This is a genomic window from Pseudomonas sp. PVC-3-1, from assembly GCF_057444315.1.
This window is the reverse complement of record NZ_CM172023.1, coordinates 6,059,333-6,076,725: the sequence shown is the minus strand read 5'-3', so window position 1 is coordinate 6,076,725 and position 17,393 is coordinate 6,059,333. Positions and strand designations below refer to the sequence as shown.

16 protein-coding genes are annotated in these 17,393 nt (G+C 65.8%); 7 read left to right on the top strand and 9 right to left on the bottom strand.

The annotated features are described in order from the left end of the window. The first annotated feature begins 62 nt into the window (after positions 1 to 62). Genes AC2T4A_RS28085 through AC2T4A_RS28075 form a run of 3 tightly spaced genes read left to right on the top strand, consistent with a single transcriptional unit; the run spans position 63 to position 4,969 of the window. Positions 63 to 1,424: a TolC family outer membrane protein gene (locus AC2T4A_RS28085; RefSeq protein ID WP_416747428.1), complete on the top strand. Its 1,362-nt coding sequence runs from the start codon at positions 63 to 65 to the stop codon at positions 1,422 to 1,424. 28 nt (positions 1,425 to 1,452) lie between these two features. Then, positions 1,453 to 3,609, top strand: coding sequence for a type I secretion system permease/ATPase (locus tag AC2T4A_RS28080; protein ID WP_416747430.1), 2,157 nt, complete (start codon positions 1,453 to 1,455; stop codon positions 3,607 to 3,609). After that, complete coding sequence (locus tag AC2T4A_RS28075) at positions 3,599 to 4,969, top strand: HlyD family type I secretion periplasmic adaptor subunit (RefSeq protein WP_416747432.1); 1,371 nt, start codon at positions 3,599 to 3,601, stop codon at positions 4,967 to 4,969. Before AC2T4A_RS28080 ends, AC2T4A_RS28075 begins: the two co-directional genes overlap by 11 nt. A 218-nt stretch (positions 4,970 to 5,187) precedes the next feature. Here the strand turns inward: AC2T4A_RS28075 and AC2T4A_RS28070 are convergent, their stop codons facing one another. The 6 genes from AC2T4A_RS28070 to AC2T4A_RS28045 form a co-directional block, all read right to left on the bottom strand. Next, positions 5,188 to 5,829 (bottom strand): NAD(P)-dependent oxidoreductase, encoded by a 642-nt coding sequence (locus tag AC2T4A_RS28070; protein WP_486742318.1) that lies wholly within the window; start codon positions 5,827 to 5,829, stop codon positions 5,188 to 5,190. Between the two features lie 113 nt (positions 5,830 to 5,942). Further along, positions 5,943 to 6,575 carry a potassium channel family protein gene (locus AC2T4A_RS28065; RefSeq protein WP_416747436.1) on the bottom strand — a complete coding sequence of 211 codons (633 nt, stop codon included), beginning with the start codon at positions 6,573 to 6,575 and terminating at the stop codon, positions 5,943 to 5,945. Positions 6,576 to 6,647: 72 nt separating this feature from the next. Next, positions 6,648 to 7,532 carry a 3-hydroxyisobutyrate dehydrogenase gene (gene mmsB / locus AC2T4A_RS28060; RefSeq protein ID WP_416747438.1) on the bottom strand — a complete coding sequence of 295 codons (885 nt, stop codon included), beginning with the start codon at positions 7,530 to 7,532 and terminating at the stop codon, positions 6,648 to 6,650. A 129-nt stretch (positions 7,533 to 7,661) separates the two neighbouring features. After that, a complete protein-coding gene (locus AC2T4A_RS28055) occupies positions 7,662 to 8,765 on the bottom strand; it encodes an enoyl-CoA hydratase/isomerase family protein (RefSeq protein ID WP_486742317.1) in 1,104 nt (367 codons plus the stop codon). A 10-nt stretch (positions 8,766 to 8,775) separates the two neighbouring features. Beyond that, positions 8,776 to 9,594, bottom strand: coding sequence for an enoyl-CoA hydratase (locus tag AC2T4A_RS28050; RefSeq protein WP_416747442.1), 819 nt, complete (start codon positions 9,592 to 9,594; stop codon positions 8,776 to 8,778). Between the two features lie 196 nt (positions 9,595 to 9,790). After that, complete coding sequence (locus AC2T4A_RS28045; RefSeq protein ID WP_416747444.1) at positions 9,791 to 10,954, bottom strand: isobutyryl-CoA dehydrogenase; 1,164 nt, start codon at positions 10,952 to 10,954, stop codon at positions 9,791 to 9,793. 181 nt (positions 10,955 to 11,135) lie between these two features. On the opposite strand from AC2T4A_RS28045, the gene AC2T4A_RS28040 reads away from it, so the two are divergent. The 4 genes from AC2T4A_RS28040 to ung all read left to right on the top strand — a co-directional run bounded on the left by AC2T4A_RS28040 (position 11,136) and on the right by ung (position 14,281). Beyond that, positions 11,136 to 12,014, top strand: coding sequence for an AraC family transcriptional regulator (locus AC2T4A_RS28040; protein ID WP_416747446.1), 879 nt, complete (start codon positions 11,136 to 11,138; stop codon positions 12,012 to 12,014). Between the two features lie 39 nt (positions 12,015 to 12,053). Then, entirely contained in the window at positions 12,054 to 12,872 is an 819-nt protein-coding gene (locus AC2T4A_RS28035; protein WP_486742316.1) for a VanW family protein, read from the top strand. A gap of 98 nt (positions 12,873 to 12,970) precedes the next feature. Continuing rightward, positions 12,971 to 13,534: a hypothetical protein gene (locus AC2T4A_RS28030; protein ID WP_486742315.1), complete on the top strand. Its 564-nt coding sequence runs from the start codon at positions 12,971 to 12,973 to the stop codon at positions 13,532 to 13,534. Positions 13,535 to 13,588: 54 nt separating this feature from the next. Continuing rightward, positions 13,589 to 14,281, top strand: a complete 693-nt coding sequence (ung, locus tag AC2T4A_RS28025; RefSeq protein WP_416747452.1) for a uracil-DNA glycosylase — start codon at positions 13,589 to 13,591, stop codon at positions 14,279 to 14,281. A gap of 77 nt (positions 14,282 to 14,358) precedes the next feature. Here ung and AC2T4A_RS28020 read toward each other — a convergent pair whose 3' ends face one another. The 3 genes from AC2T4A_RS28020 to AC2T4A_RS28010 are packed head-to-tail and all read right to left on the bottom strand — an operon-like array spanning position 14,359 to position 17,384. Further along, the gene (locus AC2T4A_RS28020; protein ID WP_416747454.1) at positions 14,359 to 15,879 is read right to left on the bottom strand and encodes a tripartite tricarboxylate transporter permease; all 1,521 of its coding nucleotides are present in this window, start codon (positions 15,877 to 15,879) and stop codon (positions 14,359 to 14,361) included. Between the two features lie 10 nt (positions 15,880 to 15,889). Then, a complete protein-coding gene (locus tag AC2T4A_RS28015; protein ID WP_478377189.1) occupies positions 15,890 to 16,357 on the bottom strand; it encodes a tripartite tricarboxylate transporter TctB family protein in 468 nt (155 codons plus the stop codon). A 49-nt stretch (positions 16,358 to 16,406) separates the two neighbouring features. Continuing rightward, positions 16,407 to 17,384 carry a Bug family tripartite tricarboxylate transporter substrate binding protein gene (locus AC2T4A_RS28010; protein ID WP_416747458.1) on the bottom strand — a complete coding sequence of 326 codons (978 nt, stop codon included), beginning with the start codon at positions 17,382 to 17,384 and terminating at the stop codon, positions 16,407 to 16,409. Between the last annotated feature and the right edge of the window lie 9 nt (positions 17,385 to 17,393).

The following is a 17,393-nucleotide window of genomic DNA, read 5'->3' as shown; positions in this document are numbered from 1 at the left end:
TTTGACGCTGATTGCGGCAACAGAATCGCTGCGGCTATCTCACTGATAAGGATGTTTTCCTCATGCGCATGCGATTCGCTCAAGCAGTGCCCTTCGCCCTGGCTTTCGCCATTCCCGTTTCCCTGCCGGTTCAGGCCGACACCCTCAACCAGGCCATGCAGAAGGCGCTGGAGTACCACCCGGAAATCCAGGCCGGTGTGAACTCCCGCCTTGCTGCGGACAAACAACTACGCGCCGCCAAGGGCGGCTACCTGCCGTCCGTCGACCTGACCGCCGGCTATGGTCGTGAAGGCTCCGACAACACCACCACCCGTGGCCAAGGCGACCACTGGGAGACCCTGAACCGTGGCGAATCCAACCTCGCCCTGCGCCAGATGGTGTTCGACGGCTTCGCCACCTCCAGCGAAGTCGGCCGCCAGCAGGCCAACGTCAACTCCCGCGCCTACGCGCTGCTGGGTACTTCCGAGCGCACTGCGCTGGACGTCGCGCAGGTCTATACCGACGTGCTGCGTCGCCAGGAAATGGTTCGTCTGGCCGAGGAAAACCTCAAAAGCCACCAGCGCGTCTATGACCAGATCAGCCTGCGCAGCTCCCGTGGCGTCGGCCGCCTCGCCGACCAGGACCAAGCCGAAGCGCGCCTGGCCCAGGCGCAGAACAACCTGATGACCGAGAAGACCAACCTGGCCGACGCCCGGACCAACTACTACAGCGTGGTGGGCACCGATCCTGTCGATCTGTCCGAGCCCTCCGGGCTTGTCGGCCAACTGCCGGAAGACCTGCAGGCCGCCCGTCGCCAACTGGTGGAAAACAGCCCGATCCTGCGCTCGGCGGAATCCGACGTTGCCGCCGCCGAGAAGCAGTACGACGCCGCGAAATCGACCTTCTATCCGAGATTCGATGCAGAACTTTCCCGAGGTGCCGATAACAACCTCGACGGAGAAGAAGGCCACAACAACGAATGGCAGGCCATGCTGCGCATGCGCTACAACCTGTTCGCCGGTGGCAGCAACAAGGCCGAGCTGGAAGCCAAGTCGTATGAAGCGAACCAGGCCCTGGATATCCGCAACAACGCCCTGCGCCAGTTGAATGAGGAACTCGGATTGTCCTGGAACGCCCTGAACAACGCCCGCGACCAGCTGCCGATCGCCCGCCAGTACGTGGACTACAGCACCCGCGTGCGCGAGGCCTACCAGAAGCAGTTCACCATCGGCGAGCGCACGCTGCTCGACCTGCTGGACAGCGAGAATGAACTGTTCAACGCTTCGCGCCGCCTGGTCGACCTGAAGTACACCGAACTGTTCACCCAGTACCGCATCAAGGCCACCATGGGCGAACTGCTCAAGAGCCAGGGCGTGGTTGCGCCGATGGCGGCGGTGGCCTCCGAAGACATCAAGCCCAGAGTCCAGCTGCCCGGCCTGAACTGAACCTGAACCTGCTTAAGAGAGCATCCGCGTGGATCAAGAAGTCAGCGAAGTACCCCTAAGCCACGATCCGCGCGGTCTGCTTGACGACCCGCTGCTGGACAGCCTGTTGACGCTCTGTCAGCTGCACCAGAAGCCGGCCAGCCGCGCCATGCTCACCAGCGGCCTGCCGTTGCCCGGGCAGCGCCTGTCCGCCGAGTTGCTGCCGCGTGCGGCGGCTCGCGCCGGCCTGCAGGGGCGCCTGCTGCAGCGCAAGCTGGAGCAGATTCCCGCACTCGCCATGCCCGCCATGCTGTTGCTGCGCGAAGGGCGTTGCGCGGTGCTGCTGGGTTGGGAGAGCAATGGCGATGCGCGCCTGCTGCTGTCCGAGAGTGACGGCGGTGAAGTGCGTGTCACCCGCGAGCTGCTCAGCGAGGACTACGCCGGCCAGGCGTTCTTTGCCCAGCCGCAGCACAAGTTCGATCTGCAGCACGGCGAGCTCATCCCGCGCGCCAAGAGCTGGTTCCGCGACACCCTGAAACGTTCGCGCTGGCTCTACGTCGATGCCGTGGCCGCGAGCCTGCTGATCAACCTGATCGCCCTGGCCGCGCCGCTGTTCGTCATGAACGTCTACGACCGCGTGGTGCCCAACCAGGCCGCCGCCACCCTCTGGGTGCTGGCCATCGGCATCAGCGGCGCCTACCTGTTCGACCTGCTGCTCAAGACCATGCGCGGCCTGTGCCTGGACCTGGCCGGCAAGAAGACCGACCTGATCATCTCGGCGACGCTGTTCGAGCGCATCGTCGGCATGAGCATGAAGTACCGCCCGGCGCGGGTCGGCTCGTTCGCCCAGAACATCCACGAATTCCAGACACTGCGCGACTTCCTCAACTCGCTCACGCTGACCACCCTGATCGACCTGCCGTTCACCCTGCTGATCCTGCTGGTGATCGGCATCATTGGCGGGCCGCTGGTGTTCGTTCCGCTGGTGGCTTTCCCGCTGGCCGCGGGCCTCGGCTGGCTGCTGCAGAAGCCGCTGGTGGAAACCATGAACCGCACCATGGCGCTGGCGGCCGAGCGTCAGTCGAGCCTGATCGAGACCCTCGCCAGCCTCGATGCGGTGAAGGTCAACAACGCCGAGAGCGAGCGCCAGTACCTCTGGGAGCAGACCATCGGCACCCTCAGCCGCCTGGAACTGCGGGTCAAGCTGCTGTCGACCCTGGCGATGAACATCACCGTGCTGATCCAGGCGCTGGCCGGGGTCATCATGATCATCGGCGGCGTCTACCTGATCATCGCCGGCGACCTGTCCATGGGCGGCCTGATCGCCTGCTACATGCTCAACGGCCGCGCCCTTGGCCCGCTGACCCAGCTCTCCGGGCTGATCCAGCGCTACCAGCAGGCGCGCCTGTCCATGGCCACCACCAACCAGATGATGGAGCTGCCGCAGGAGCGCAACGCCGACGAACGTCCGCTGACCCGCTCGCAGCTGCGCGGCGGCATCGAGATGCGTGGCCTCGACTTCGCCTACCCGAACCAGCAGGTCGCGGCGCTGCACGGCATCAACCTGCAGATCCGCGCCGGCGAGAAGATCGGCATCATCGGTCGCAGCGGCTCGGGCAAGAGCTCCCTGGCCAAGCTGATCGTCGGCCTGCACCAGCCCGAGAACGGCAACCTGCTGGTGGACGGCGCCGACGTGCGCCAGCTGGACATCAGCGAGCTGCGCCACAACATCGGCTACGTGCCGCAGGATATCTCCCTGTTCAGCGGCACCCTGCGCGACAACCTGGTCAGCGGTGCGCGCTACATCGATGACGAACGCGTACTGGAAGTGGCCGAACTCACCGGCGTGAACGAGTTCGTCCGCCTGCACCCGCAGGGCTATGAACTGCAGGTCGGCGAGCGCGGCCACAACCTCTCCGGCGGCCAGCGGCAGAACGTCGCCCTGGCCCGCGCGCTGTTGCTCGACCCGCCGATCCTGCTGCTGGACGAACCCACCAGCGCCATGGACAACGCCGGCGAAGAGCGCCTGAAAGCGCGCCTGCAAGCGATCATGGGCGAGAAGACACTGCTGCTGGTCACCCACCGTGCCTCCATGCTCAGCCTGGTGGACCGTCTGGTGATCGTCGACAAGGGCCGCATCATCGCCGACGGTCCCAAGGACGTGGTCATGGATGCACTGAAGAAGGGGCAGATCAGTGTCGCTTAATCCTCTGGGCAGTATCCGCCACTCTGTCCGTGGCTATTTCAAGGGCGGCGACAACCTCGCCGGCCAGCCGCTTCCGGAGGTCAGCAAGGCGCTGATCGAGGACGCGCCGCGCGTGGTGCGCCTGACCATCTGGATTCTGATCGGCTTTGTCGCCTTCCTGCTGCTGTGGGCGCATTTTGCGCAGATCGACGAAGTCACCCGTGGCGAAGGCAAGGCAATTCCCTCGTCCAAGGTGCAGAAAATCCAGAACCTGGAAGGTGGCATCGTCTCGCAGATCTTCGTTCACGAAGGGCAGGTGGTGCAGGCCGGCGAACAGTTGATGCGCCTGGACCCGACGCGCTTCCAGTCCAACGTCGGCGAGACCGAGGCGGATCGCCTGGCGATGTTCCTGCGGGTGGAGCGGCTCTCCGCCGAAGTGGAAGAGCGCCCGCTGAATATCCCCGACGACGTGCGCGCCAAGGTGCCGGGCCAGGCCAGCAGTGAAGAAGCGCTGTTCCACAGCCGCCAGCAGCAGCTCAAGGACGAAACCGACGGCCTGCAACAACAGCTGGTGCAGAAGCAGCAGGAGCTGCGCGAGTTCGTCTCCAAGCAGGCGCAGTACCGCAATAGCCTGAACCTGCTGCGCCAGGAAATCTCCATGTCCGAGCCACTGGTGGCCCAGGGCGCCATGTCCCAGGTGGAGCTGCTGCGCCTGAAGCGCGGTGAAGTGGAGAACCGTGGCCAGCTCGACGCCACTACCCTGGCGATCCCGCGTGCCGAAGCGGCAGTGAAGGAAGTGGAGCGCAAAGTTGCGGAGACCCAGTCGCGCTTCCGCAGCGACGCGCTGAAGGAGCTCAACGAAGCCCGCACCGAACTGAGCAAGGCCACGGCCACCGGCAAGGCGCTGGAAGACCGCGTCAGCCGCACCCTGGTCACCTCGCCGGTGCGCGGCATCGTCAAGCAGTTGCTGGTGAACACCATCGGCGGCGTGATCCAGCCGGGCAGCGACCTGATCGAGATCGTCCCGCTGGACGACACCCTGCTGGTGGAAGCGCGCATCCGCCCGCAGGATATTGCCTTCCTGCGTCCCGGCCAGCACGCCATGGTCAAGTTCACCGCCTATGACTACACCATCTACGGTGGTCTGCAGGCGGACCTGGAGCAGATCGGCGCCGACACCGTCACCGACGATGACGGCAATAGCTTCTACCTGATCAAGCTGCGTACCCGCAAAAGCCACCTGGGCACGGACGACAAGCCGCTGCTGATCATCCCCGGCATGATTGCCACCGTGGACATCATGACCGGCAAGAAGAGCATCCTCAGCTATCTGCTCAAACCCATCCTGCGGGCCAAGGCGGAAGCGCTGCGGGAGCGGTAAGCCGAGAAGGCCTGCGCAAAAGGGCCATCCCATGGGATGGCCCTTTTTTGTGGGTGCACGGTTTCAGGTGTGCGGGAGCGGACTCCGTCTGCGGTCAGCTCAACCCCTGCGCGTTGGCTTGAACACCGTTCGCGAGCAAGCTCGCTCCTACAGGTACCTGGCATGCCGTGTGGCACCCTTTGTAGGAGCGAGCTTGCTCGCGAACCCGCCCAACGCCATCAATAAGCGACAGTAAACCGCTGCTGATGATGGTTGGCCTGCTCGGCCTCGTCGATCATCGCCACCGCCAGGTCCGGCAGGGAGATGCGGCTCTCGCCGTTAGCGTCGAACAGCACCTGGTCGCCACCGATGCGGAAGCTGCCGGTGCGGGTCTCGCCATCCAGCAGCATCGCCGGGCTGAGGAAGGCCCAGTCCAGATCCTTCTCGCCGCGCAACTGATCCAGCGCGTCGGCGGCGCCGAGCGCGCCCTGTTTCCATTGCTCGGGAAATTCCGGGCTGTCCACCAGGCGCTGGCCGGGGGCGATTTCCAGGCTGCCGGCGCCACCGAGCACCAGCAGGCGCTTCACGCCGGAGGCCTTCACCCCGTCAAGGATGGCGCGGCTGCCCTTGGCGTGGGCTGCGCGGATATCCGGGTTGCCCCAACCGGCATTGAATGCGCTGACCACAACATCCTGGCCGGCTACTGCACGGGCTACCTGAGCCGGATCGTAGATGTCGGCCTGGACCACCTTGAGCTGGTCGCGCGCCGGCAGCTTTGCCGGGTCGCGCACCAGCGCCGTGACCTGATGGCCGCGGCGCAGGGCTTCTTCGAGGAAGTAATGGCCGACGTGGCCGGTGGCGCCGATCAGGGCAATGTTCATGGGAATCACCTTTGTGGGATGTCTGGCCGCACGGTGGCGGCGGGTGATTCATCTTCGGTGTTGGGCAGGTCTGGATAAACGGCCGCAGCGGTTATGCACTCGTAAGCCAGGCTTCACAATTCCTCGCTCCGATCACTCATCAGGCTCAGCCCCCTGGCCACCGCCAGGGCGATGAACAGTGCGCCCATGATGGCCTCCGTACCGGCTAGCAGACGGGCCAGCGGCAGCACTGGGGATATGTCGCCGTAGCCGATGGTGGTGAGGGTGATCATGCTGAAGTAGATGAAACTGTCCAGGTGCAGCGGGCCGGTGCCGTTGAAGCTGCTCGGCCATAGCTGCTCAATGAAGTTGTAGGCGAAGGCGAACACCAGCACGAAGTTCAGGTAGAGCGAGCACAGGCCGTAGAGCAGTTCGCCGGTGACCGGTCGTTCCTGGGTGACGCGGCGGAACAGCGCCGCTACCAACAGCAGGTAGAAGCACACCTGGGGAATGCCCTGGTGCAGCAGGGGCCGCAGGTGCCAGTCGCTGGGGATGAATTGCATGCACAGGCTGAACAGGCCGGCCACGCAGATGAAATAGAACAGCGGGCTGCGGCTGCGCAGGGTGTTGAGAGCGGCCAGCACCATCAGCACCAGGCTGCCGAGTTCCAGTGGCAAAGGCGGCGAGGGGAAGGCCAGCACCGTCACGACCAGGATGATCGAGCCCAGCAACAGGCGGAAGCGGTAATGCAGCAGGAAGCGTTTCAAGGGTGACGGCGCCCGGGAGTCGCGGAGGCGCCAGTCTGGTCGAGAGTGCTGCCTGTCAGCCATACCTGACCTTCAGTTATCGAAAAGCTTCTGCACGACCGAGAAGTCCTGCTCGCCATGACCCTGCTTCACCAGCAGCCGGTACATGGCCAGGGCCAGGCTGCCCATGGGCGTGCTGTTGCCGCTGACCTGCGCAGTTTCCTGCGCCAGGCCCAGGTCCTTGGTCATCAGTGCGGCCATGAAGCCACCGGTATAGCCGCGCGAGGCGGGGGCGTTTTCCATCACACCGGGCCAGGGGTTATAGACCTCCAGCGCCCAGTTGCCGCCGGAACTGCGGCGCATGATTTCCGACAGCACGACCGGGTCGAGCCCGTTGGCCGCGCCCAGGGCCAGGGATTCGGCGGTGCCGATCATCAGCACGGCGAGCAGTTGGTTGTTGCACACCTTGGCGACCTGTCCGGCACCGTCGCCTCCGGCGTGGAAGATGTTCCGGCCCATGGCGGAGAACACCGGGCGAGCCCGCTCCAGCACTTGTTCAGCGCCGCCAACCATGAAGGTCAGCGTGCCGGCGATGGCACCGCCGGTGCCGCCGGAGACCGGCGCGTCGAGCATGGGGATCTTCAGTTCGGCAGCAGCCTGGTGGACTTTGCGCGCCGAGGCGGGCGCGATGGTGGAGCACTCCAGCACCAGGGTGCCGGGGGCGATGTGCGCGAGCAGGCCCTCGTTGCCGAGGTACAGCCCCTCGACGTGCTGGCTGGCCGGCAGCATGGTGACTACTACGTCGGCGCCATCCACCGCGTCGTGGGCGCTGCGGGCGGCACTGGCGCCCTGGGCGACCAGGCCGTCGATGGCACTCTGCACCAGATCGAACACGCGCAGCAGGTAGCCGGCCTTGATCAGGTTGGCGGCCATGGGGGCGCCCATGTGGCCGAGGCCGATGAAGGCGATGGTTTGCATGCTGGTTTCCTCCTGTTGGACCACAGGCACTCCAGCGCAAGGCAGATACCTGTAGGAGCGAGCTTGCTCGCGAACCGGCCTCGCAGCGAAGCTGTTCGCGAGCGAGCTCGCTCCTACAGGGAGGGCACCCTACAGATCCGCCAGCGGATGCTCGCCCTCCCAGGTCGCGTCGAAGTGCGCATTCACCACAGCATCAGGTATGGCAGCGATATCCGGCCAGTGCCAGTGCGGGGCGTTGTCCTTGTCGATCAGCCGGGCCCGCACACCTTCGGGGAATTCCGGGTGGCGGCAGCAGTTCAGGCTCATCGCGTACTCCATGCGGAACACCTCGGCAGTCGACAGATGGCGCGCGCGGCGGATCTGCTCCCAGACCAGATGAGCGGTCAGCGGGCAGCCCGAGGCGAGGGTCTTCGCCCCGCGGGCGATCAGGGCGTCCTCGTCGTTGGTCAGGGCGGTCAGGGCGTTCCAGGCCTCGGCAATGTTGGCGCTGTCGAGCACCGCATCCAGGCGCGCGCGGCGCGGCAGCAACTGGGCTTCGGGCATCTCGCCACGGGCTTCGTGTTCCAGCGCCTGGAGCAGGCTGTGCAGTTGCACGTCGGTCTGTTCGCGCCAGTTCAGTTGCACCAGGCCTTCGATCAGGTCCTCCTGCTGGGTGTCGAGCAGGAAGCGGTCGGCGAGGTCCAGGTCCAGCGCGTCGCGGGCGTTCATCTGGGTGGCGGTCAGCCCGAGGAACAGGCCGAGGCGGCCGGGAAGACGGGCGAGGAACCAGCTCGCGCCGACATCCGGGTACAGGCCGATGTTCACTTCCGGCATGGCCAACCGGCTGCTCGGCGTGACGATGCGCACACCGGCGCCCTGCATCAGGCCCATGCCGCCGCCCATCACGTAGCCATGAGCCCAGCAGATCAGCGGTTTGGAATAAGTGTGGATGAGGTAGTCCAGGCGGTACTCGTCGGCGAAGAAGCGGCGGGCCAGCTCCGGCACTTCACCGGGTTGCTCGCGGCAGGCGTCGACCAGCTTGCGCACGTCGCCGCCGGCGCAGAAGGCCTTGCCGCCGTTGCCGCGCAGCACCACGCAGGCGATCTGCGCGTCATCCTGCCAGACGCGCAGCTGGTGGTTCATCGCCTCGATCATCGGCAGGCTCAGCGCGTTCAGGCTCTTCTCCGCGTCCAGCGTCACCACGCCGATGCGGAAGCCGTGAAGGCCGGGGCGTTCTTCGAACATCACATTCATGGTCGGGGCCTTATTGGTTGCGCCAGTGCGGATCGCGTTTTTCCAGGAAGGCGTTCACGCCCTCGCGGGTATCGTCGGCGTCGAACAGGTCGACGAAGCGCTCGCGTTCCTCAGGCAGCCAAGAGGTCGGCCCGCGTTCGCGGGCGCCCTGGATCAGCGGCTTGATGGTGCGCACCGCCACCGGGCTCTGCCGCGCGACCTTGGCCGCCAGCAGCAGGGCGGTGCCGCGTGCTTCGCCGGTATCGACGACCTGCTCGACCAGGCCGATGCGCAGCGCAGTGTCGGCGTCGACGCGCTCGCCGCAGAGGATCATGCGCTTGGCCCAGCCTTCGCCCACCAGCCACGGCAGGGCCTGGGTGCCGCCGGCGCAGGGCAGCAGGCCCACGGTGGCTTCGGGCAGGGCCATCTGCGCCTGGCGCTCGGCGATGCGGATGTCGCAGGCCAGCGCGCATTCCAGACCACCGCCCATGGCGTAGCCATTGATCGCGGCGATGGATACGCCACGGAAGTCACGCAGCGTTTCGAAGGCTTCGCCGAAACGGCGCGCCATCTCGCGCGCGCGGGCCTTGTCGCCGTCGGCAAACATGTTCAGGTCAGCGCCGGCGGAGAAGAATTTCGGGCCCTGGCCGGTCACCACCAGGGCGTAGATATCGTCGTCGCGGTTCAGGTGCTCGACCACCTGGCGCAGGCCGATCAGCGAGTCACGGTCCCAGGTATTGGCCGGCGGGTGGTTGATGGTGATCAGCGCGGTATGGCCGTGCTTTTCCACCGTCAGCTTGTGGGTCAGGTCGAAGACTCCGGGCTTGTAGGGTTCCAGGGCGTTGCTCATGGGCATCTCCTTGTCGGTCATGGGCATGGACTCTAGGTGCGCGCGGTAGGGCGCGTCCATGTCCGATCTGTTCGATCGCACCCGCGCAGGCGGGCGGTTTTTCCAGTGCCGGGCTCTTTGTAGGAGCGAGCTTGCTCGCGAACCAACCTCGCTGCGGAGATTGTTCGCGAGCAAGCTCGCTCCTACAGGGAAGGCGTCACAGCAAACGGTCCAGCATTCCACCCTGCTCCAGCAGGCGACGGGCGACGATGACCCGCATGATCTCGTTGGTGCCTTCCAGAATCTGGTGCACGCGGCTGTCGCGCACCCAGCGCTCCAGCGGGTAGTCATTGAGGTAGCCGTAGCCGCCGTGCAGTTGCAGCGCCTCGTTGCACAGGGCGAAGCAGCGGTCAGTGGCGAAGCGCTTGGCCATGGCGCAGTACAGGGTTGCCTCGCCGTCCTTGTGGTCCAGCTTGTGCGCGGCCAGGCGGACCATCTGCCGGCTGGCGGTGAGGTCGGTGAGCATGTCGGCGAGCTTGAACTGCAGCGCCTGGAACTCGGCCAGCGCCTTGCCGAACTGCTTGCGCTCCCCGACGTAGCGCAGCGATTGCTCCAGCGCGGCCTGGGCTGCGCCGAGGGAGCAACTGGCGATGTTCAGGCGGCCGCCGTCCAGGCCCTTCATGGCATAGACGAAGCCCTGGCCTTCCGGGCCGATGCGATTGCCGGCGGGGATGCGCACGCCCTCGAAGGTGATGGTGCGGGTCGGCTGCGCCTTCCAGCCCATCTTGTCCTCGTTGCGGCCGTAGCGGATGCCTTCGGCGTTGGCTGGCACCAGGAAGCAGGAGATGCCCTTGGCACCTTCCTCGCCGGTGCGCGCCATGACGATCAGCACGTCGGTGGCGCCGGCGCCGGAGATGAAGGTCTTGGCGCCATCGAGTACGTAGTCGTCACCGTCACGTTTGGCGCGGGTGCGCAGGCGGGCGGCGTCGGAACCGGCGTCTGGCTCGGTAAGGCAGTAGGAGGCCAGCAGTTCGCCGCCGATCAACCCCGGCAGCCACTGCTCCTTGAGCGCGGCGTCGCCGAAGCTGGCGAGCATCCAGCTGGCCATGTTGTGGATGGTCATGTAGGCAGTGGTGGCGACGCAGCCGGCGGCCAGTTGCTCGAAGATCAGCGAGGCGGACAGGCGCGACAGGCCCAGCCCGCCGTCCTCCTCGGAGATGTACAGGCCGAGGTAGCCCTGCTCGGCGGCGCGGCGGATCACGTCCACCGGGAAGTGGTGCTGGCGGTCCCAGTCGGCGGCGTGGGGCGCCAGTTCGCGGCTGGCGAAGGCGCGGGCGCTGTCCACCAGCAGGCGTTGTTCTTCGGACAGATCGAAATGCATGCAGCTACCTCTGTTTGTTCTTGTCGGCTACCGCTTCGCGCTTTTGGCGCGCGCTCTCTTTGGCAAGGAAGCTCTCGGGTAAAGAGTCCTTCGGTTATAGCCGTTGCGACATCGGCTGTGGATTGACGATCTTGTGCTGGGGATGGACGATCTTGGCATTGTTGCCGCCGGAATCGCTTCCATGTCCCGCCCACTGATCTCCACCTGGCCGCTGCCACAGCAGGGCGTGCGCTTCATCACGCCGCCGCGCCTGCGCCGCGCGCTGGACCGCCATCCGCTCGGCCAGGCTTGCTATCCGCTGGCCCTAGGTTATTACCCGGCGGCGGTGGGGCACCGCATGGAGCGGGAGGACCCGGACGATCACCTGCTGATCTACTGCAGCGCCGGGCAGGGCTGGCTGGAAACGGCGGATGGACGATTCGAGGTTGCCGGCGGTGACCTGCTGGTGCTGCCCAAGGGGCGCGCCCACGCCTACGGGGCCGACTCGCAGCGACCCTGGTCGATCTTCTGGGTACATCTGGAAGGTCGGCTGGCCGAGGACTTCCTGCGCCCGCTGGGCAAGTCGCCGCGCCTGCGCGTGGGCGTGCAGCCGCGCATACTGGGAGAGTTCGACGCGCTCTTGGCGCTGCGTCGCCAGGGCCTGAGCCTGCCGCACTTCATCCATGCCGCCCATCTGCTGCAGAGCCTACTGACTTCCCTGGCCCTGCGCCCCGCGCGGGCGAGGTTGAAATCCGGGCGCGTGCTGGACGTCGAGGCGGTGCAGGCAATGATGCACGAGCACCTGCACGATGCTCTGAACCTCGACGAGCTGGCGGCGCAGTTCCGCCTGTCACGCTTTCACTTCGCCAAGACTTACCGCGCACTGACCGGCCAGGCGCCGATCCAGGATTTCATCCGGCTGAAGATGACCCACGCCTGCCGCCTGCTCGACCAGGGCAACCTGGAAGTACGCCAGGTTGCCGAGCAACTGGGCTACGCCGATCCGTACTATTTCTCGCGGCTGTTCAAAAGCGTGGTGGGCATGGCACCCAGTCATTACCGGGCGCTGCACCAGGGATAGACTGGGCTTTTGCATCGATCTGCTGGGAGCTCCATGGCAATGCGCAAACCCCTTTCCCTTTACCATCCTTGGTTATATGCCTTGCGGGTTTGGCAACGTCGTGTGTTCCGGAGTTGCCGCTGGTACCTGTCGAATACTCCTTACGCCGGGTATCGGTCCGAGCAGCGCTTGCCGTTTCGCTACATCAAACACACCTCCAAACTGATCCGGAAACTGGGCTCCAGTGATCTGGAGTTGCAGCACAACAAGGTGATCAATCTGCGCTTGGCCGTCGACTGCATGAATGGCGTACAGATAGGGCCGAGCGAGTACTTTTCCTTCTGTCGACTGCTGGGCCGCCCCACTGACCGCCGCGGTTTCGTGGAAGGCATGGAGTTATCCTTCGGTGAGGCGAGAAGGGGGGGTGGCGGTGGTATCTGCCAATTGAGCAACCTGATCCACTGGATGGCTTTGCACTCGCCCTTGAAGGTCGTGGAACGAGCCAATCACAGCTTCGATCCCTTCCCCGACGACGGCAGGATTTTGCCTTTCGGTTCGGGGGCGGCGATTTTCTATAACTTCATCGACCTGGTGCTGTTCAACCCAACGGAGGAGACATTTCAGTTCGACCTGCGCGTGGCGGAGCATCAATTGGAGGGGGTACTGCTGTGCAGCGCTGAGCGTCCCTTCCGCTATCACGTCTACCAGCGCAATCATCGATTCCTGAAAGCCGGTGAAGACGTCGTCCGGGAAAATGAAATCTGGCGCGATATTCGGGAAAAAGGCCAGCAAGGGACACTGCTGGCGAGCGAATGTCTTTATCGCAATCGCGTGCGGGTAAAGTACCCGATCGAAGACGAGCGACTTTCGGGCACCTGAGAATGGCGCGCGGCGTCGCCTGCGGTGGCGTGTCCGACCGTGCGCACGGCAGCGTGGCTCGCTAGTCTTCGCCGACTACCCGGAGAAGGACCCGCCCGATGCTGCCCGTGATCGCCGAACTGCTGCTGACCCTGGCCTGCACCATCGCCGCCTGGCTCGCCCTGCGCGAGCAGATGCGCTGGCGGGCGCTGGGTTTCCTGTCCATGGGTATCGCGGCGCTGCTGGGTGCACTGGAATATGGTGGCGCCGATGGGCTGGCCGACCCGCATCACGTGGCTAGCGTAGTGTCCGGCGCCGTGAGCCTGCCATTGATCGCGCTGGGGCGTCTGTCCGGCGGCCCCGGCCGGCAAGCGCTGGTGCTGGTGGTCTGCGTGTTGCTGGTGTTCCTGTCGCAGCTCTCGCTGGTGAGCAACCTGATTGCGCTGCTGGTCATCGCCTGGCCCGGCCGTTCCCGGCGCTATGGGCTGGCCCTGTTGGGCGCGCTGCTGTTCATCGGCGCCGGCCTGCTGATCGGCACCCGCGGCGAATTGGCCGGTGTACCACGCCGCGAACTGTTCCACCTGGGGCTGACGCTCGCGGTGGTGGTGTGGGTTCTTGCCGGCCTGGGTCGCGGTGCGCCGCGTTTGCCAGGCGCCTGGGCGACGCGGCGCAAGTCGCCTTGACTTGGTCGGGGCGCTTGCTTAGCGTGCCGGTTCGTTTCACCAGGCAGACGCACCATGACCAACGAAGATCGGATCAAGCTGGAACCCAGCTGGAAAGAAGCCCTCCACGAGGAATTCGAAAAGCCCTATATGAAGCAGCTGGGTGAATTCCTGCGCGCGGAGAAGGCTGCCGGCAAGGTGATCTTCCCGCCCGGCCCGTTGATCTTCAATGCCCTGAACAGCACGCCGCTGGAGCGCATCAAGGTGGTGATCATCGGCCAGGACCCGTACCACGGCCCCGGCCAGGCTCACGGCCTGTGTTTCTCGGTGCAACCGGGCGTGCCGACGCCGCCGTCGCTGCAGAACATCTATAAAGAGCTGCAACGCGATCTCAACCTGCCGATCCCCAACCACGGCTACCTGCAGCACTGGGCCGAGCAGGGCGTGCTGCTGCTCAACACCTCGCTGACCGTCGAGCAGGCAAACGCCGGCTCCCACGCGAAAGCCGGCTGGCAGCCTTTCACCGACCGGATTATCGAAGTGGTCAGCGAGCGTTGCGAGAACCTGGTGTTCCTGCTCTGGGGCTCCCACGCGCAGAGCAAGCAGAAGCTGATCGACCCGCAGAAGCACCTGGTGCTCAAGTCCGCACACCCCTCGCCCTTGTCGGCCTATCGCGGCTTCCTCGGCAATGGCCATTTCAGCCGCACCAACAAATTCCTCGAACAGCACGGCCTGACGCCCATCGACTGGTCGCTGCCGCCGGTGTGACCCGCAAAAAAAGAGGCCCGCACGAAGGCGGGCCTTGAAAGTCGCCGCGCGTCTCGACGCGGCGAGCGTGGTTGCTTTTACGCGGCGTCAGCCAGCGCCTCGCGGGAGCGGCGAGCGCGCTTGCGCCAGGCGCGGTAGAGCGGCAGGCCGAGCATCAGCGCGACCAGCGCCCAGGTGCCAAGGGCGATGGGGCTGGACCAGAGGATGCCCAGCTCACCATTGGAGATGGACAGCGCGCGGCGCAGGTTCTGCTCCATCAGCCCGCCGAGGATGAAGCCCAGCAGCAGCGGCGACAGCGGGAAGTCCAGCTTGCGCAGGATGTAGCCGAGGATGCCGATGGCGACCATCAGGAACAGGTCGAAGGTGGTGGCGTGCACGGCATAGACGCCGATGGCGGTGATGATCGCGATGCCCGGCACCAGTGCCCAGTTCGGCACCGAGAGGATGCGGGTGAACACCCGGACCATCGGCACGTTGAGGATGATCAGCATGACGTTGGCGATGAACAGCGAGGCGATCAGGCCCCAGACGATGTTCGGCTGTTCCTGGAACAGCAGCGGGCCGGGGGTGATGTTGTACAGGCTGAGCGCGCCGATCATCACCGCGGTGGTGCCCGAGCCGGGCACGCCGAGGGTCAGCATCGGCACCAGCGCGCCGCAGGCGGAAGCGCCGATGGCGGTCTCCGGGGCTGCGAGGCCGCGCAGATCGCCCTTGCCGAACGTGCCCGACTCACCGGCCATCTTCTTCTCGGTCATGTAGGCCACGGCGCTGGCCAGGGTCGCGCCGGCGCCGGGCAGCACGCCCATGATGAAGCCGAGCAGGCCGCAGCGCAGGTTCACTACCGCCACCGAGGCGGCTTCCTTGGCGTTGAACAGCATGCGCCCGCTGGCCTCGACCATCTTGTGGCCGTGGTGGGTCTTCTCCAGCAGCAGGAGGATTTCGCTGACCGAGAACAGACCCAGTACCAGCACCACGAACTGGATGCCGTCGGAGACGTGGATGTTGTCGAAGGTGAAGCGGTACACGCCGCTGTTGGCGTCGATCCCGACACTGGAGAGGAACAGCCCCAGCAGCGCCGCCAGCAGTGTCTTCAGCGGTCGGTCGCCGGCCAGGCCGCCCAGGGCGACGATGGCGAAGACCATCAGCACGAAGTATTCCGCCGGGCCGAAGGCGATCGCCCATTTCGCCAGTAGTGGGGCGAACAGCACCATGCCGCAGGTGGCGATGAAGGCGCCGATGAACGAGCTCCAGGCCGACAGCGACAGGGCCACGCCGGCCAGGCCGTTGCGGGCCATGGGGTAGCCATCGAGGGTGGTCATCACGGTGGAGGCTTCGCCGGGGATGTTCAGCAGGATCGAGGAAATCCGTCCGCCGTACTCGCAGCCCAGGTACACGGCGGCCAGCAGGATCAGCGCCGACTCCGGCGGCAGGCCGAGGGCGAAGGCGACCGGGATCAGCAGGGCCACGCCGTTGATCGGGCCCAGGCCCGGCAGCAGCCCGACGACGGTGCCGATCAGGGTGCCGATCAGTGCGGTGATCAGGTTGTAGGGGCTCAGGGCAACACCGAAGCCCTGGCCGAGGTAGCTCAACGTATCCATGATTCAGTCCTCAGAGCAGGGGATCGAGGATGCCCAGCGGCAGCGGGACGTCCAGAGTGCGGTCGAACAGCACGTAGAGGCCGATGGCGAGCAGCGTGGCGGTGATAACGCTGGCCACCGGACGACCGCCGTAGATCAGCGCGATGAAGGTGCCGATCAGGGCGCTCGCCGGGATGAAGCCCAGCGGCTCGAACAGGCCGGCATAGACCGCCAGCAGGACGACGCAGAGCACCACCTTGCCCAGCAGTGCGCCTTCCAGCGCGGGCTCGTCGTCCTCGCGCTTGATCGGCGTGGGCCGCACGATCAGCCAGGCGAGGCCGGCGGTCATCAGGCCCAGGCAGAGCAGCGGGTAGGCACGCGGGCCGACCGGTTCATAGGAAAAGGGCGCCTGGAGCTGCCAGGCGATCAGGGCGAAGGCGACACAGGCGAACAGCCAGGCGCCGGCGAACAGCCGCTGGAAGAGGCTGGTACGGGACATGGGGAGTCTCCTTGCGCCGCCTTCGCTGAAGGCGGCGCCGCACGGGGCGTTACTGGATGAGGCCGAACTCGCGGGCCAGCTGCTTGTACTGGGCGACCTGCTGCTTCACGTAGGCGTCCAGTTCCGGGCCGGTCATGGCGAAGGGGAACAGCTCGCGCTGGTCGCGCAGCTTGGCGAAGTCTTCCGAGGCCAGCAGCTTGTCGAAGGAGGCCTTCCAGAACTGGTAGTCCTCGTCGCTCACCTTCGGCCCGACGTAGAAGCCGCGCACCACCGGCCAGACAATGTCGAAGCCCTGCTCCTTGGCGGTGGGGATATCGGCCATGCCTTCATCCTTCAGACGCTCCTCGGAGAACACTGCGAGGATGCGCATCTTGCCGGCGCGGATGTGCGGCATGGAGTCGGAGATGTCCGTGCTGCCCACCTGGATGTGCCCGCCCAGCAGCGCCGTGGCGATCTCGCCGCCGCCTTCCAGGGCGACGTAGCGCAGCTGCTTCGGATCGATGCCGGCCGCCTTGGCGATCAGCGCGGTCTGCATCCAGTCCTGGCTGCCGACGGTGCCGCCGGAGCCGATCACTACCTTGCCCGGATCAGCCTTGAGCGCGGCCACCAGGTCGCTGAGGTTCTGGTACGGCGAGTCACTGGGCACGGCGATGGCGCCGTAGCTGGTGCCCACGGCGGCCAGCCACTTCACGGCGTTCTCGTCGAAGCGGCCGAACTTGCCCTGGGCCAGGTTCAGCAGCGAGCCGCTGGAGAAGGCGGTGATGGTGTTGCCGTCGGCCGGGCGCTGGGCGACTACCGCGTTGTAGGCCACGGCACCAACGCCGCCGGGCATGTAGGTGACGCGCATCGGCTTGGTCAGCAGCTTCTCGTCCACCAGGGCACTCTGCGCCAGCTTGCAGGTGAGGTCGAAGCCGCCGCCGGGAGAGGCCGGGGCGATGCATTCCGGGCGCTTGGGCTCGGCCATCAGTTGGCTGGCGGCGACCAGGGTGGCGCCAGCGAGTGTCAGGTTGCGCAGGACGGTGGACATGGGGCAATT

Coding starts and splice junctions, on each gene's coding strand:
- AC2T4A_RS28085 (WP_416747428.1), top strand. CDS start 63: ATGCGCATGCGATTCGCTCAAGCAGTGCCCTTCGCCCTGGCTTTCGCC.
- AC2T4A_RS28070 (WP_486742318.1), bottom strand. CDS start 5,829: ATGAACATTGCCCTGATCGGCGCCACCGGCCACGTCGGCCATTACTTC.
- mmsB (WP_416747438.1), bottom strand. CDS start 7,532: ATGCAAACCATCGCCTTCATCGGCCTCGGCCACATGGGCGCCCCCATG.
- AC2T4A_RS28055 (WP_486742317.1), bottom strand. CDS start 8,765: ATGAATGTGATGTTCGAAGAACGCCCCGGCCTTCACGGCTTCCGCATC.
- AC2T4A_RS28050 (WP_416747442.1), bottom strand. CDS start 9,594: ATGAGCAACGCCCTGGAACCCTACAAGCCCGGAGTCTTCGACCTGACC.
- AC2T4A_RS28045 (WP_416747444.1), bottom strand. CDS start 10,954: ATGCATTTCGATCTGTCCGAAGAACAACGCCTGCTGGTGGACAGCGCC.
- AC2T4A_RS28040 (WP_416747446.1), top strand. CDS start 11,136: ATGTCCCGCCCACTGATCTCCACCTGGCCGCTGCCACAGCAGGGCGTG.
- AC2T4A_RS28035 (WP_486742316.1), top strand. CDS start 12,054: ATGCGCAAACCCCTTTCCCTTTACCATCCTTGGTTATATGCCTTGCGG.
- AC2T4A_RS28030 (WP_486742315.1), top strand. CDS start 12,971: ATGCTGCCCGTGATCGCCGAACTGCTGCTGACCCTGGCCTGCACCATC.
- ung (WP_416747452.1), top strand. CDS start 13,589: ATGACCAACGAAGATCGGATCAAGCTGGAACCCAGCTGGAAAGAAGCC.
- AC2T4A_RS28020 (WP_416747454.1), bottom strand. CDS start 15,879: ATGGATACGTTGAGCTACCTCGGCCAGGGCTTCGGTGTTGCCCTGAGC.
- AC2T4A_RS28015 (WP_478377189.1), bottom strand. CDS start 16,357: ATGTCCCGTACCAGCCTCTTCCAGCGGCTGTTCGCCGGCGCCTGGCTG.
- AC2T4A_RS28010 (WP_416747458.1), bottom strand. CDS start 17,384: ATGTCCACCGTCCTGCGCAACCTGACACTCGCTGGCGCCACCCTGGTC.